Origin of the sequence: Streptomyces sp. NPDC047841 (assembly GCF_040704085.1) — a bacterium.
Lineage (GTDB): Bacteria > Actinomycetota > Actinomycetes > Streptomycetales > Streptomycetaceae > Streptomyces > Streptomyces argyrophylli.
Genome location: NZ_JBEYRP010000006.1, coordinates 80,909 through 95,828 on the forward strand (window position 1 = coordinate 80,909; position 14,920 = coordinate 95,828).

The window sequence follows — 14,920 nt, forward strand, 5'->3', positions numbered from 1 at the left end:
CGGTCCTGTCAGCGCACCGTCCGGTCCCGTCGGTGCGGGGTGAGGTCCACGACGAGGGCGCGGTGGCCGGTGCCGGACACGCGCGGGAAGCGGGCGCCGGTGGCGGTGAAGTCCCGGGAGACCAGCACGTGGTCGAGCTGGGCGCCGAGGACGGAGGCGGTGCGGGACGGCCGGCTGGGGGTGCGGTCGTGGCCGGCGAGGCGGGCCGCGTCGGTGAGGCCGGTGCCGAGGAGGTGCCGGAAGGCCGCGTGGTCCTGGGAGGCGTTGAAGTCGCCGGCGAGGATCACGGGACCGTCGTCGTGGGCGGCGGCGAAGGCGCGGAGCCCCGCGAGGCCGCGGCGCCACGGGCCCACCCGGTCCGGCAGCGGGGGCACGGTGTGGACGAGCTGGAGGCGTACGGCGTGGCCGCGCACGTCGGCCACGGCGCCGGGCATGCCCGGCCTGCCGCGGACGCCCTCGGCGGGCCGGAGCGGGAAGCGGCTCAGGACGAGGGAGCCCTTGGAGCCGGAGCCGTCCTCCCCGGCGGCCCGGCGGTGCGGGTAGACGCTCGCGAAGTCCCCTTCCCGGGCGGCCCGGCAGCCGGAGGCGCACTCCTGGACGAAGACGACGTCCGGCCGCCGGTCGCGCAGGACCGGGACCAGGGCGGGGATGCCGCGGCCGGACCCGGCGTTCGCGGTGAGCACGCGGAGCCGGGCGAGCGGCGGCCCGTCGGGCTCGGCGGTCCTGCCGTACGGCTCCACGTACCAGGCGAGCAGGCCGAGGACGGTGACTCGCCAGACCAGGCCCGGCCACCAGCGGGCGAGCAGCGCGCACAGCAGCGCGAAGCCGGCCGGTGCGAGCAGCCAGGGCAGGAAGGCGAGCAGCTGGGGTACGGGGGTGATGCCGTCGGTATCGGCGGCCCGGCAGCCGACGACCACGCTCACCCCGGCGAGCAGCAGGCCCGCGCACCAGGCGCCGGACCCGCGTCCGGAGCGCCGGGTCACACGGGCGAGCCTGCGTTTCCGCCGTCCAGCCGCGCCAGGAACCGCGCCAGCGCGCGGTTGAACTCCTCGGGGCGCTCCAGGTTGGGCAGGTGGGCGGCGCCCTCGACGACGTGCAGGACGGAGTCCGGGAGGGACGCGTGCATCGCCTCGGCGCCGGCGACCGGGGTGTAGGTGTCGTCGGCGCCGACCAGGACCAGGGCGGGCACCGGCAGCGCCGCCAGCAGGGCGCGGTAGTCGGGGCGTTCGGCCCGGCCGCGCAGCGCGGCGGCGGCGCCCTGCGGGGAGGTGGCCGTCATCATGCGGTGCACGTGCGCCTTGACCTCGGGGCCGGCGGAGGGGGCCACCATCTTCTCCAGCACCTCGTCGGCGTAGCCGCGCATGCCCTCGCCGAGCAGCCGGGCGGCCATGGCCTGGCGGTCCCGCCGGCCCTCGGGGGTCTCGGCCTCGGGGGAGGTGTCGGCGAGGACCAGGCCCCGGATCCGGTCGCCGTAGCGGGCGGCGCACTCCATGGCGATCTGGCCGCCCATGGACAGGCCGGCGAGGACGAAGGCGTCCACGCCCAGGTGGTCCAGGAGGTCCGCGATGTCCTGGGCGTGGCGGGCGAGCGGGACCGTGCCGGGGGTCACGGGGGAGGCGCCGTAGCCGCGCAGGTCGGGGGCGATCACCCGGCGGGTCGCGGCGAACTCGGTGAGCTGCGGCTGCCACATCGTGCGGTCGAAGGGGTGGCCGTGGACGAGGACGAGGGGGACCCGGGAGGGGATTTCGGGGCCTTCGTCCTGGAATGCGAGGAAGGAGGGCATGGCGACGACCCTAGGAGACGGCCGCTGCTCGGTGCAATAAAATCTTTGCCCTCGGTGCAATCCAACCGGTCCGGGAACAGGGGGAGTTGTGGACGACTACCGGCGCATCGCCGACAGGATCGCCGCCGACATCACCGGCGGGCGGCTGCGGCCCGGCCAACGGCTGCCGCCGCAGCGGGTGTTCGCGCGCCGGCGGGGCATCGCGCCGTCGACGGCCGGCCGGGTCTACGCCGAACTCGTGCGCCGGGGACTGGTGGTGGGCGAGGTCGGACGCGGCACGTTCGTGCGGGCGACCGCGCCGGACGGCCAGCCGGGGATCGCCCTGACCGAGGCGGCCGGCGCCCCGCTGGTCAACCTCGAGCTGAACTACCCCTCCGTGCCCGGCCAGGCCGAACTGCTGGCCCCGGCCCTGGCGCCGCTGCTGCGGCCGGACGCGCTCGGGCAGGCGCTGCGGCCGGCCCCGGCGGCGGGCACCCCGGCGGCCCGGGAGGCGGTCGCCGCCCTGCTCGCCCGGAGCGGGCTGCGGGCCGGGCCGGAGCGGATCCTGTTCACCGGCAACGCCCGCCAGGCCATCGCCGCCACCCTCGCCGCGCTGGTCCGGCCCGGCGGCCGGGTCGGGGTCGAACCCCTGACGTACCCGCTGGTCAAGGAGATCGCGGTGCGCCTCGGGCTGGTGCTGGTCCCGCTCGCCGCGGACGCGGAGGGGCCGCTGCCGGAGGCGGTGGCCGCCGCCCACCGCGCCGCGCCGCTGTCCGCGCTCTACCTCCAGCCGGCCCTGCACAACCCGACCTCCCGCACGATCGGTGCCGGGCGGCTGCGGGAGCTGGCCGACTGTGTCCACAGGCTGGGGACACCGGTGGTGGAGGACCGGATCTGGGCCTTCCTGGACACCGGCGGCACGCCTGCGCTGGCCGCGCTCGCTCCCGGCCTGGTGCACCTCGTCGACAGCCTGTCCAAGCGGGTCGCTCCCGGACTCACCGTCGGCTTCGCCGTCGTGCCGGAGGACCGGGTGGAGGCGGTGGCGCGGGCCGTCCGCTCCGGCGGGTGGAGCGCGGGCTCCTTCGCGCTGGAGGCGGCCGTGCGCTGGCTCGGCGACGGCACCGTGGACCGGCTGGTGGCCGCCAAACGGCAGGACGCGCGGCGCCGGCAGCGGCTGGTCGCCGAGCGACTCGCCGGGTTCACCGTGCGGTCCGACCCGGCCGCCTACTTCGCCTGGTGGGAGCTGCCCGCGCCCTGGCGGGCGGACACCTTCACGGCCGCGGCACGGGCACACGGCATCGCCGTCACCCCGGGCACGGCCTTCTGCGTCGACCCGAGCCGCACACCGGACGCGGTCAGACTCGGACTGGGGTCGGTGCCGGAGGCGTACCTGGGGCGGGCGCTGGAGACACTGGCCGGGATCGCGCGGGGCGGGGCGGCTGGGGGGTAGGTACGCCGGGACCGGGGCTGGGGGTGGTCTGGGGGTTGGGTGTGGGCCCGACGCGGGCGCCGGGTGCGGTCGGGCTCGGGCTCGGGGCGGCGGGGTGGTCGGGGGAGGCGGACCGGGCGGGGTCAGACTTCGGCTCGGGTCGGTGTCTTGGGGCCGGCCGGGGACGCGCGCCGGCGGCGGGGTGGGCGGAGGCGGCGGGTGAGCCAGGCGGCGAGGGCGACCGCCAGGCCGAGGCCCAGCAGCAGCCAGGCGGTCATGCGCAGGGTGCCGGTCAGGGCGTCGTAGACGGCGCCCGCCGCCGGGTGGGGCACGTCGGCGGGCAGGTCGGCCAGGGTCAGGCCGCGGCCGACGGCCACGGCGGCGGCGAGCAGGGCGCCGCCCAGGGCCGTGCCCAGGCCGGTCGCGACGACGGCCCGGCGCCGGTGGACGGCGAGCGCGATCCCGCCGACGGCGAAGACCAGGGCCGCCACCGGCAGCCAGAAGCCGGCGACTTCGAGCACGTGGTAACCCTTCCGGAGCTTGGTCAGCCGGTCGGCCGGGAGTACGGGGACCTCGGTGTGCTCCACCGGGATGTGCGCCGCGAGCGGCACGTGATCATGGATGAGCTGGCGTTTGACCTGGGCGGTGACGGGGGCCAGGTCGACGGTGACGGCGCGCTCGTCCTCCCCGCGCAGGGCGCGCAGCACGGCGTCGTGGGTGATCCGGTTGCCGGTGTCCCAGGCCAGCCGGAAGGCGCGGGTCTGGGTGAAGGAGCGCACCGCGTCGTGCACGAACGGCCGGACCGAGCCGCGTACCGGGCGCACGTCCAGGTGCTCGTCCACCGCGCGCAGGATGCCGTCGCCGACCGTGTCCACGACGGCCTCCCGCACGGCCGGATCGGCGGCGAGCGGTGCCATCGTCGTGACGTACCGGCCCGTGTCGGCGAGCCCGTACGCCGCCCAGGCCGCCAGCGCGCCGAACGGCACGAGGAGGCAGGAGAGGGCGATCAGTACGGCCGACAGGGCGCTCCTGAGACGTGAGGGCACGGTTCCAGGCAAGGGCCATCGTGGCCGGGGCGCGAGCGGGCGGAGTGCGTTCGGGTGCTCTCCGGGTGGAGGGTTCCCCCGAACGGGTGTTTCCTGGTGCTGGGGGGAAGGAAGTGGCTGATGCGGGCCACTGGGGGCACAGGGGAGCGCGTGGACCCCGGCCGCCCGGCCGGGGCCCCCGCGCCGCTCGGCAGACCGCGGCCCCGCCGAACCGGCACTCCGCCTCGATCCCCGGCGGGGACCGGCACCCCGCTCGCTCCCCGGCCGACGCGACCGGCACCCGTCCGGGGCGTCCCCGGAGGTTCCGGCGTTCCGGCGGACCCCCGCCGGCTCAGCGGACCCGGCGGCCGAAGGCGTCCTCCCGGGTGTAGTAGCGGTAGAAGAACGTGGCGAAGGTGGCCGCCGCCACCAGCAGCGAGATCAGCACCGCCCGCGGCAGGTCACCGCTCTGGCTGGCGCTCTGGGTGGGGATGAAGCTGCCGCGCTGGTTGTAGAGGAAGCCGAACGCGCAGCCGACGAACGCCGTCCACAGCAGCGCGTGCACCTCCCGCCGCATCCGGGGGCCCAGTACCAGCAGGGCCGCGCACAGCACCGCGAACACCAGCGCGCTGAGGAAGCCGAGCAGCAGGTTCCCGCCGGTGACCGGGCCGCCGACGCGCTCGTTGGCCGCCACCCAGTAGCCGTAGACCAGCCCCAGCACGACCGGGACGGCCAGCCGGCCGAGCGCGTGGGTGCGCGCGTCGAAGACGTCGGGCGGGCGCCGGACCACGTCGGACGACCGCCGCTCCGCCACGGGCGTGCGGCCGGGCCGGGACATCCCGCCGGACGTGGGTGCCGCTTGAGCCATGAGAGCACTCCTTCCTCTCCTCGCCCCCGTGTCCAGCGCACACCGGGGCGCACGGCTCGGCAAGTCGGCCAGGGGGGTGACGGGTGCCCGGATGCGTGCCGTACTCCCCCGTGGTTCGCTGAAGGACATGGAGGGCCGGGCGCCGTGACGGAGATGGAGTTCGGGCGGCGGCGCCGCCCGCTGCTGCGGATCCGCGGGGCGGGCGTCGCGTGGCTGCCGCCCCTGCTGCTGCTCGCCGGTGTCATCGTGCTGGACTTCGCCACCGGCGAGAAGTTCCGGATCATCACCTGGATCGTGCTGGTCCCGGGCATCGCCGCCGCGATCTGCGGGGTGTGGACGACCGCCGCCTACGGCGTGCTGTCCGTGGTGACGTACGTCCTCGTCGACAGCGCCTGGCCCGACCAGTACCAGGCCGGGTTCGGCGACTTCCTCCTCGTCGCCCTGGGCGGCGCCCTCGCCACCCTGGCCGCGGTCGTGCGTGTGCGCGAGGAGCGGCAGGTCGGGCACATGCGGGACATCGCCGAGACCACCCGGCGCACCGTACTGCGTCCGCTGCCGCCGTGCTGGGCGGGGCTGGAGCACGCGGGCGTGTACCTGGCCGCCGACGTCGACGCCCGGGTGGGCGGCGACTTCTACGACATCCAGCCCAGCCCGCACGGCACCCGGGTGCTCGTCGGTGACGTGCAGGGCAAGGGGCTGGGCGCGGTGGAGGCCGCGGCCGCGCTGCTCGGCACGTTCCGCGAGGCCGGGTACCACGAGAGGGATCTCAGGACCGTCGCCGCCCGCCTGGAGACCCGGATGTGGCGGCACCGCGCCCACACCGCCGCGCTGGGCCGGGACGACGGCGACCGCTTCGCCACCGCCGTCCTCATCGCCTTCCCCCGCGGCACCACGGACACGATCGACGTCACGAACTTCGGTCACGAGCCCCCGCTCGCCGTCGGCCCGCGCGGAGTCCGCGAGCTGCCCGCCGGCGACGGGCTGCCGCTCGGCCTCGGCGACCTCGGGGGCGGCCAGCCGCCCGTGCACCGGGTGCCGCTCGCCGCCGACGAGACGCTGCTGCTGGTCACCGACGGGGTGACCGAGGCCCGCGACGAGCCCGGCGAGTTCTACGACCTGGCCCGCGAGGTGTCCCGCGCGGTCCGCGCCGACCCCCGCCGCTCGGACCCTCGCCGGCTGGTCCGCCGGGTCCGCGACGGCGTCCTGCGCCACAGCGGCGGCTGCCTGGAGGACGACACGACGATCTTCGCGGTCCGGCGGCTGCCGGACGACGGCGGGCGGCCCGGCGCGGGGGGTGCGGCCCGTGCGGGCGGCGTGGCGAATCCGGAGGCCCCGGCGACCGGCGACCCGGGCACCGGTCGGGTGCGGGGCGGGTGACGGCGCGCGCGGGTGACGGGGAGCCCCGGACGGGGGCCGGGCAGTGCGCGAAGGAGGGTGTTTGCCAGGGGGACGCCTCGGTTTGCAGGCGCAGCGGTTACGGTGCTGGCTGGAGAACGGATCCACGGGGCCCCCGGTACGCGGGGGTCGCGGGGTCCACAGGGTGACTTGGGGGAGGCACGATGCCCGGAACCGTGCTGCTGCTCGCGGCCGCGCCGCTGGGCCGGGGACGCCTGGTGGACGCGGCCGGTGTCCTGCCGGTGCTGGCCGCGGTCGCCCCCGCCGTCCTGTCCGGCACGGACACCGCGAACGTCGTCGAACTCGCCGATCCGCTGGAACCGCAGGCCGTCCTCACCCGGCTGCGGGCCGCCGCGGCCTCCCCCGGCCCGCTCACCGTGTACGTCACCGGCCAGTTGCAGCTCGACCGCCGACAGCGCCGGCCCCACCTCGCGCTGGCCCGCACCACCCCGGCCACGGTCCGCTACACCGCGCTGCCCTGGCACTGGATCCGCGAGGAACTGCGCCTGCGCTCCGCCGCCGACACCGCGCTCGTCGTGGACCTGCACGCGGACGCCGAGGCCTGGCGGCACATCACCGAACGCGGCCTCGACTCCGGCCGGAACACCGCCGTGTACGGCCGTGTCGCCCCGGCGGCGGGACGGCGGGGCCTGGCGGAGCCGGCGTACATGAAGACGGTGGCCACGCTGCTGCGCAGCGGCCACCGGCCCCCGCTGGAGGAGTTGCACCAGCAGGCGGTGGGCCGGATCGCGCGGGAGACGACGGGCGACCTGCTGCTGGCGGACGCGGGGGGCCACGCCGTACCCGTCCCAGGGGCCCCTCCCGCCTCACCGACCGCGTTCACCACGTTCGCCGCTCCGCTCCCCGCCCCCCGCACCGAGGACCCGCACGCCGCCATCAGTGCCGCCGTGCGTGCCGGCCGGCACGCCGAGGCGGACGGGATGGCCGCCCGGTACGAGGCGGAGGCGGTGCGGGGGTACGGCGCCGCTGCCGAGCAGGCGCTGCACTGGAGCGAGGTGCGGGCCGATCTGGCGATGTTCGCGGGGGACCCGGTGCGCAGCTGCCGGGCCTGGCTGACGGTGGCCGAGACGCGGCTAGCCGCCGGGCAGGCGGTGGACGCGCCCGCCGTGGAGGCGGCCGTGGACCGCGCCCACCACCAGTGGACCCGGATCAACGACACGGCGCGGGCCCGTGAACTCGGGCCCGCGCTCGCTGAGTTGCGGCTCAGGGTGCCGGGACGCCGGCGCGGCGCGCTGGAGAGCGTCCAGCGGGAGCTCGGCCGGCTCCAGGCCGCCCGGTGAGCCTTACTTGGTGAACGTGAAGTACTTCCAGGCGCCGTGCGTCGTGGAGTTCACGATGTCACCGGACGAGCTGTTGATGTACGACGAGCGCACCCGGAACCGCCAGCCGACGTCCTCGGCGTGGTTGCCGGTGATGCGGACCTTGGAGACGCCGTCGGAGCCCAGCTTGAAGTACTCGGGGTCGCCCGGGTACCAGCGGCCCTGGTAGTACACCTCGAACTCGAACTTCTGCGCGCGGCCCGGGTAGTACGACATCTTCGTCGTGATCAGCGGGTCCTTGGTCTTGTGGAAGAAGTAGTACGTGTGGCCCCACGCCGACTTCGCCTTGTAGTGGCTGCTGACCGAGGTGGACACGCTGACCTTGGCGCCGACGGTACTGGCGGCGGACGCCGGCTTGTAGCGGGAGTCGCCCGCGAACTTCGCGGTGACCTTGGTGTCCCGCTTGAGGTCCAGCGTGACCGACAGGTTGCCGTCGGAGTTGACCTTGCCGGACTTCACGCGCTTGTTCGGCTTGTCGGCGCCGAACGGGTCGGCCCAGATCTCCACCGTGCGGTTCTTGTACGTCTTGCCCAGGTGGGCGGTGAACTTGACGTCCTTGCCGTACGCGTACACCTTGCCGTTGTTGTTGATCGTCAGCGTCGGCTTGGCGCGGGAGACGTCGACGGAGTCCGAGCCGGAGGCCGCCGTGTGGGCGGCGTCGCCGGCGTAGGCCACCGTGTACTTCACCTTGCCGCCGGCCGGCGGGGTGTCGGTGAAGGAGAACGTGCCGTCGGCCTTGGTGACCGCCGCCGCGAGCGCCTTGCCCTTCGGCGACTCCAGGTCGGTGCGGGTCACGGTCAGCTTGGTGCCGGCCGGGACGGCCGCCTTGGAGGCGACCTTGCCCTTGACGGTGAGCTTCTTGGCGCGGGTGGCGGTGGCCGGCGCGTCCACGGTGACGGTGGAGACCGCCTTGGTGGGCGCGTTCAGGACGCGCAGGGAGAACACGCCCTCGCTGTTGCTGGTCACCGCGAACAGCCGGGAGCCGTCCGGGGTCCAGGCCAGGCCGCCCCGGGCCAGCAGGTCGGAGCCGCTGGTGTTGCCTGTGTTGGGGAAGTCGTAGGTGCGGACCGCCTCGCTGGTGCCGGGCTTGAAGATGTAGACGTCCGGCTCGTAGGAGCCGTCGATACCGGCCGCGACCGTGCCGTTCGGCGCGATGGCGACGGAGTTGGGGTACGCGTCCGTGACGTACTTGCCGTCCTCGTTGAGGTCGGACGTCCGGAACACCTGCTGGTAGTACGGCGCGCCGCTGGCCACCACGACGTCCTTGCCGTCGGGGGTGACCTGGAGGTCGCCGAGGTTGCTGCCCGCCTCGCGGGTGCTCGCCAGCTTGGTGGCGGTGCCGGACGCGACGTCGTACGAGGCGAGTTCGACCGGGCTCTGCCCGATCGCACCGGCGACCAGGGTGCTGGAGCCGGGCGCGGCGTCCAGCAGCGGGGCCGCGTACCAGTCGCTGTCCTGGCCGAGCGTGACCGTGTGGTCCTCGGCGGTCAGGTCGACGGAGCCGATGTTGCCCGCGGTGGCGCCGCCGTAGCCGAACCACAGCTTGCCGCCCGCGAGGGCGACGCTGAGCGGCTTGTCGCCGACCTCGTACCGGGTGGTCTCGGTGTCGGTGGCGGTGTCGACGACGGCGATGGCGTCGAGGTCCTGCACGGCCGCGTAGAGCGTGCCGGAGTCGGCGGACAGCTCCAGGCCGGTGACGCCGGACAGGTTGGTGGTGAGCTGCTTGAAGACCCTGCCGGCGTAGTCGGTGACGACGATCTTGCCGTTCAGCGGGTCGCTGATGAAGACCTGCTGGTGGACGGCGTCGACGACGATGTCACCGGTCGTCCTGACGGGCAGGATCTGGGTGGAGTCGGCGAAGGCCGGGCCGACGGCGAGGGCCGCCGAGCTGAACAGGACCGCCAGGGTGGTGGCGGCTGTGAGAGAGCGCTTGCGCACGCTGATTCGAACCCCCCGGAACGAATGAAAAAGAAAGACATGGGCGCCGCGTGGGCAGGGCGATGCGTCCGCCCCCTGTGCATGAGCCGTGTGTGCCTCGTGCGGCGAGTGTGGAAAGACTAGGTCATGCCACTGACAAAAGCGCGCCGGCCCCGGAGGCGGGCGCGCGGACATCTGGGACGCCTGGGGGCAGTCCGGACGCGGCGGGCCGCCGGCCGTGGCCGTCGAAAGGTCCGGCAGCGACAGCGGCGGGCGTCGGCGGTCCGGGCCCCGAGAAGTGGTGCGGCCTTCGGGCCGGCGTTCCCGGCAGAGGGGCGAGTGTTCCGGCGTCCGGGGGCGTCAGGGGGTTGTCTGGTGGGCCGTCGTGGGTGCCGGGGGTGTGTCGGCCGCGCGGGCCGGGCCGGCGTTCGCCGCGAGGAGGAGGGCCGCGGCGGCGATGACGGCCGCGATGATCCCCCGTGCGGTGGAGGTTCGGCCGATCGGGCGGGTGCGGGAGTGCGGCGGTGCGTAGGGTGCGGATGTACGTCCGGGCACGGCGACCTCACAACACAACAGCGGCGTGTTAAGCATGTTTAACTCGCCGTTTAACCTAGGGGCTGCCGGAGCGCAACGGCAAGGGGTGACAGGGCAGTTGGGGGGAGCAGGCGGCATGCGGGAGCGGGACGACCCGGAGGTCATCGGGCGGCGGGTACAGCGGCTGCGCAATCAGCGGGGGCTCACTCAGCGACAGCTGGCGGAGCCCGCGTACACCCCCGCCTACATCTCCACCCTGGAGGCCGGCCGGGTGCGCGCCTCCGACGAGGCGTTGCGGCACATCGCCGACCGGCTGGGGGTCGCCTTCGAGGAACTGGCCGTCGGCCGCCCCGCCCACCTCGCCACCGACCTGCGGCTGCGGCTCACCGAGGCCCAGCGGGTCCTCGCCGACGGACGCGCCGAGGAGGCGGCCGCCCAGTACGCCCTGCTGCGTGCGGAGGCCGAGGCCCACGCGCTGGCGCACGAGCACGCCGCCGCCCTGCTCGGGCTCGGGGAGTGCGCCCTGGAGACGGGGCAGCTGACCACGGCGCGCGAGTGCTTCGAGCAGGCCGAGGAACGGCTCGCCGACGAGACCCTGCCGGTCCGGGTACCCGCCCTGCGCGGCCGGGCCGTCGCCCACTACCTCGCCGGTGAACTCCGGTACGCCGTCTACCTGCTGGAGACCGCGCTCGACGAGCTGAACCGGGGCGGACTGCACGACCCCGACGCCCTCCTGCTGCTCTACGCCAGCATCATCGGCCCGTACATGGACATGGGCGCCCACGCCCGCGCCGCCCAGGCCGCCGAGTTCGCCCTGGCACTCGCCCCGCAGGCCGGCGACCCCGCGCTGATCGCCCGGATGCACCGCTCGGTGGCCCGCACCCTGCTCGCCGAGGGCCGCGCCGACGAGGCCGACGCCTCCCTGGCCAAGGCCGCCGAGCTGTACCGGCGGCTGAGCCTGCGCACCGAGCTGGCCAACTGTCACTGGATGCGCGGCTACGTCTGCGCCCAGAACGGCGAACTGGATCGCGCCGAGGACGAGTTGCGCCAGGCGCACACCATGCTGTCGGAGACCCGGGCCGCCCTGTACCGCAGCCAGGCCGCCGTGGAACTCGCCGACGTCCTGCACCGCCGGGGCAAGTCCCAGGAGGCCGCCGGACTGCTGGAGGGGGTCCTCGGGGACTTCTCCTCCGAGCGCGGCGCCGTCCACGCCGCCGGCGCGCACCGCCTCCTCGGCATCATCGCCGAGGACGCCCGGGACACCGAGGCGGCCGAGGAGCACTACGTCCGCGCCCTCAGCCTCCTGGAACGCGCGGGCGCCGCCGGCGACCTCGCCGACCTGTGCCGCCTCCTCGGCGACCTCTTCCGCCGTACGGGCCGCGTGGAGGCCGCCCTGGACGCCTACCGCACCGGCCTGGGCCACCGCACCGCACCCGGCACCACCACCCTCGGCCCGGCCCCCGCCCAGCCGCCGCTCTGAGAACTCACACCTGCGCCCGGCCCTGCTTGCGGATCTCGGCCAGGCGCAGGGCGCCGACCTGCACGGCCGCCTGGGTGGCGTCGTTCGGTACGTCACCCAGGCCGCCGTTGGTCAGCGCGAACGCGTCCTCGCCGACCCGGACGGCGGCCACGTCCAGGGTGAGCCGGAACTCCTGCTCGTCGGGCGTCGTACCGGCGACGGTGACGCGCAGCCCCTGGCGGGCGTCGCCCACCTCGGGCAGCGGGGCGTCCACGACCTGCACGTCCTCCTCGAGCCCCAGCTCGGTGGTGGCCGTGAACCGCGCGCACCGCGCCGGGAGCGTCCGCAGCCACGCCAGCACGGCGTCGACGTCGGCCGGGCGGCGGGCGCCGATCTGGTAGCGGAGCTGGGCGTCGGTGTCGGCGTCGTCCAGGCCGGCGGTGACGCGGGCCGGTCCGCCGAGCAGCTCGTCGCTGTAGAGGGCGTCCAGCAGCCGCTGGCACTCCCCGGCCGAGGTCCGCGCCTTCAGCAGCCCGTCGTGCCAGGTGGCCGCGCCGCGCGTGGCGGTCCAGGGATCGCCGAGGTCGCTCGGGCCGATCAGCGCGGCCTGCGCCTGCTCGTCGCTGAGCGAGGAACCGCCGGCCCGCGCGGACGGCCGGGGCGTCGGGGCGGGCCGGTCGAGCGTGGGCAGGGGGTGTGGCGCGCTCGCCGGGTGGTTGAGGCCGAAGGCCGCGCAGGCGCCGGCGGTCAGCAGGCCGGCGCCGGTCAGGGAGAGGGTCACGGCACGGGGGAGGTGGGGTATCTCGGGGGACATCGGTGCCTCCTGGGCTGCGGGCGGCCGGGGTGCCTGGTCTCACGGCACCACCGCCCTGACCTGCGCACCAACGCTCCGGGCCGTACGGGTGAGGGGGCGCCGGGGAATCCGTGGCACGGCCCCCGCGGGGCCGGTGCGGTGCCGTCCGCAGTGCGCGCCCTGTGCCCGTCGGGCACGACGGCGCCGCGGACCGTCCCGGCGCGCTGCCGCCCGACCGGTGGCGGTGACCCGCGCCCGGGAGGCGGGGCGGGGGACCGGGCCGAGGGACCGTCCCGGGACGGGACTGATCTAAGGTCGGCACGACGGAAGGAGTCCGCCGTGGACGGTCAGCCCATTCCCGTGATCATCGACTGCGACACCGGCGTCGACGACGCCCTGGCCCTGCTGTTCGCCGTGCGCCACCCCGGACTCGACCTGCGGGCGGTGACCTGCGTCGCCGGGAACACCGACGTGGACGGGGTGGTCCGCAACACCCTCACCGTGCTGGAGCAGGCGGGCGCCCCCGCCGTCCCGGTGGCCCGGGGTGCCGAGCGCCCGCTGCTGGAGCCGGCCCGCCCGGCCCCGGTGCACGGCGCCGACGGCATGGGCGACCTGGGCCTGCCCGCGCCCACCCGGACCCCGGTGGACATCGACGCCGTCAGCCTGCTGCGCCGGGAGATCCTGGCCTCCCCGCGCCCGGTGACGCTGATCCCGACCGCGCCGCTCACCAACATCGCCCTGCTGCTGCGCACCCACCCCGAGGTGACCCGGAACATCGAGCGGATCGTGTTCATGGGCGGGGCGGTGGCCACCGGGAACGCCACGCCGGTCGCGGAGTTCAACGTCTGGCACGACCCGGAGGCGGCGGCGGTCCTGCTGACCGCCGGGGTGCCGATCACGATGTACGGCCTGGACGTCTTCCAGCAGGTCGTGGTGGACAGCGCCGAGGTCCACCGGCTGCGCGCGAGCGGTGAGCCCGGCACCCGGCTGGCCGGTGAGCTGCTCGCCCACCGGCCGGCCCACCAGGGCGAGCCGCCCCAGGCGGAGGAGGCGGGCGGCCTCGGCGACGCGGGCGCGGTGTGCGCGGTCGCCGACCCGCAGGGCATCACCACCCGCCGGCTCCCGGTCGAGGTCTCCCTCGCCCCGGGCCCCGCCCGGGGCCAGACGATCGTCGACCGCCGCCCCCGCCCCGGCGAGTCCGAGATCCACGAGGGCGGACGCGAACGCGCCCTGGTGGACGTGGCGTTGGAGGTGGACGCCGACCGGTACGTGAAGCTGTACCTGGAGACCGTCGCGCGGTAGGCGCTAGTCGGCGGCGGACGGCGAGACCGCCCAGCGCTCCTCGACCCGGGCGACCTTCCAGTACGCCAGCGCCGCCGCCCACACCAGGACGAACAGGCCGACGATGAGGTAGCCGACGTTGTCCAGGTCGAGGCCCGCGATCCAGCCGGTGATGTCGTCGTGCAGGCCGAACTTCTCGTGCAGGACGCCGACCAGCTCGATGGTGCCGATGAAGAAGGCGACCGCGATGGACAGGCCGGTGATGGCGAGGTTGTAGAAGACCTTGCGGACCGGGTTGGAGAACGCCCACTGGTAGGCGAAGTTCATGAACGTGCCGTCGAGGGTGTCGAACAGGCTCATCCCGGCGGCGAAGAGCAGCGGCAGGCAGAGGATCGCGTACCAGGGCAGTCCCGCCGCCGCGCCCGAGCCCGCCATCACCATCAGCGTGACCTCGGTGGCCGTGTCGAAGCCGAGGCCGAACAGGAAGCCGAGCGGGTACATCTGCCCCGGCCGGGAGACGGACTTCGTCAGCCGGCCGAGGACGCGGTTCATGAACCCCCGCGAGTCCAGGTGCGCTTCGAGCTGCTTCTCGTCGTACGCGCCCGCCCGCATCGCCCGGAAGACCTTCAGGATGCCCACCAGGGCGACCAGGTTCAGGGCGGCGATGAGGTAGAGGAACGTGCCGGAGACCGTCGTACCGAGGAAGCCGAGCACCTGGTGGGTGGTGGAGCCCTCGTTCATGACCTTCCCGGCCAGTGAGGTGCCGCCCGCGATCAGCAGCGCCAGCAGTACCACCACGCTGGAGTGGCCCAGCGCGAACCAGAACCCCACCGACACCGGCCGCTTGCCGTCGGCCATCAGCTTGCGGGTGGTGTTGTCGATCGCCGCGATGTGGTCGGCGTCGAAGGCGTGCCGCATGCCGAGGGTGTAGGCGGTGATGCCCAGCCCGACCCCGAAGACGTCGGAGCCGACCTTGTAGTGCTCGGGCGCGACGAGGACGTAGAGGATTCCGAACGCGACGACGTGCAGGGCGACGATCACCGCCAGCAGCCCCACCGTCTTGACGGTGTCCTCGCGTCGCCAGCGGAAAGAGACGGCATCGGCCATGGGTTCACGC

The 14,920-nt window shown here is 75.0% G+C and carries 12 protein-coding genes; 5 read left to right on the forward strand and 7 right to left on the reverse strand.

Going from position 1 to position 14,920, the window contains the following annotated elements; genetic code table 11:
- Positions 1-8: 8 nt before the first annotated feature.
- Both AB0947_RS11040 and AB0947_RS11045 read right to left on the reverse strand, forming a co-directional pair.
- A complete protein-coding gene (locus tag AB0947_RS11040) occupies positions 9-983 on the reverse strand; it encodes an endonuclease/exonuclease/phosphatase family protein (RefSeq protein ID WP_366750041.1) in 975 nt (324 codons plus the stop codon).
- Entirely contained in the window at positions 980-1,783 is an 804-nt protein-coding gene (locus AB0947_RS11045) for an alpha/beta fold hydrolase (RefSeq protein ID WP_366750042.1), read from the reverse strand. The genes AB0947_RS11040 and AB0947_RS11045 overlap by 4 nt, the downstream gene beginning before the upstream one ends.
- A gap of 88 nt (positions 1,784-1,871) precedes the next feature.
- Between AB0947_RS11045 and AB0947_RS11050 the strand changes: the two genes are divergently transcribed.
- On the forward strand, positions 1,872-3,212 hold the full coding sequence (locus AB0947_RS11050; RefSeq protein ID WP_366750044.1) for a PLP-dependent aminotransferase family protein: 1,341 nt from the start codon (positions 1,872-1,874) through the stop codon (positions 3,210-3,212).
- A gap of 122 nt (positions 3,213-3,334) precedes the next feature.
- Here the strand turns inward: AB0947_RS11050 and AB0947_RS11055 are convergent, their stop codons facing one another.
- Both AB0947_RS11055 and AB0947_RS11060 read right to left on the reverse strand, forming a co-directional pair.
- Positions 3,335-4,237: a hypothetical protein gene (locus tag AB0947_RS11055; RefSeq protein ID WP_366750045.1), complete on the reverse strand. Its 903-nt coding sequence runs from the start codon at positions 4,235-4,237 to the stop codon at positions 3,335-3,337.
- Positions 4,238-4,568: 331 nt separating this feature from the next.
- Positions 4,569-5,084 carry a hypothetical protein gene (locus AB0947_RS11060; RefSeq protein WP_366750047.1) on the reverse strand — a complete coding sequence of 172 codons (516 nt, stop codon included), beginning with the start codon at positions 5,082-5,084 and terminating at the stop codon, positions 4,569-4,571.
- A 153-nt stretch (positions 5,085-5,237) separates the two neighbouring features.
- On the opposite strand from AB0947_RS11060, the gene AB0947_RS11065 reads away from it, so the two are divergent.
- Positions 5,238-6,461, forward strand: coding sequence for a PP2C family protein-serine/threonine phosphatase (locus tag AB0947_RS11065; RefSeq protein WP_366750299.1), 1,224 nt, complete (start codon positions 5,238-5,240; stop codon positions 6,459-6,461).
- A 182-nt stretch (positions 6,462-6,643) separates the two neighbouring features.
- Positions 6,644-7,780 (forward strand): hypothetical protein, encoded by a 1,137-nt coding sequence (locus AB0947_RS11070; protein WP_366750048.1) that lies wholly within the window; start codon positions 6,644-6,646, stop codon positions 7,778-7,780.
- Between the two features lie 3 nt (positions 7,781-7,783).
- Here the strand turns inward: AB0947_RS11070 and AB0947_RS11075 are convergent, their stop codons facing one another.
- Positions 7,784-9,757 (reverse strand): Ig-like domain repeat protein, encoded by a 1,974-nt coding sequence (locus AB0947_RS11075; protein WP_366750049.1) that lies wholly within the window; start codon positions 9,755-9,757, stop codon positions 7,784-7,786.
- Between the two features lie 649 nt (positions 9,758-10,406).
- Between AB0947_RS11075 and AB0947_RS11080 the strand changes: the two genes are divergently transcribed.
- Positions 10,407-11,750, forward strand: coding sequence for a helix-turn-helix transcriptional regulator (locus AB0947_RS11080; protein WP_366750050.1), 1,344 nt, complete (start codon positions 10,407-10,409; stop codon positions 11,748-11,750).
- Positions 11,751-11,754: 4 nt separating this feature from the next.
- Here AB0947_RS11080 and AB0947_RS11085 read toward each other — a convergent pair whose 3' ends face one another.
- A complete protein-coding gene (locus AB0947_RS11085; protein WP_366750051.1) occupies positions 11,755-12,543 on the reverse strand; it encodes a hypothetical protein in 789 nt (262 codons plus the stop codon).
- Between the two features lie 318 nt (positions 12,544-12,861).
- On the opposite strand from AB0947_RS11085, the gene AB0947_RS11090 reads away from it, so the two are divergent.
- Positions 12,862-13,824 (forward strand): nucleoside hydrolase, encoded by a 963-nt coding sequence (locus tag AB0947_RS11090; protein WP_366750052.1) that lies wholly within the window; start codon positions 12,862-12,864, stop codon positions 13,822-13,824.
- Positions 13,825-13,827: 3 nt separating this feature from the next.
- Here AB0947_RS11090 and AB0947_RS11095 read toward each other — a convergent pair whose 3' ends face one another.
- Positions 13,828-14,910 (reverse strand): HoxN/HupN/NixA family nickel/cobalt transporter, encoded by a 1,083-nt coding sequence (locus tag AB0947_RS11095; protein WP_366750053.1) that lies wholly within the window; start codon positions 14,908-14,910, stop codon positions 13,828-13,830.
- Between the last annotated feature and the right edge of the window lie 10 nt (positions 14,911-14,920).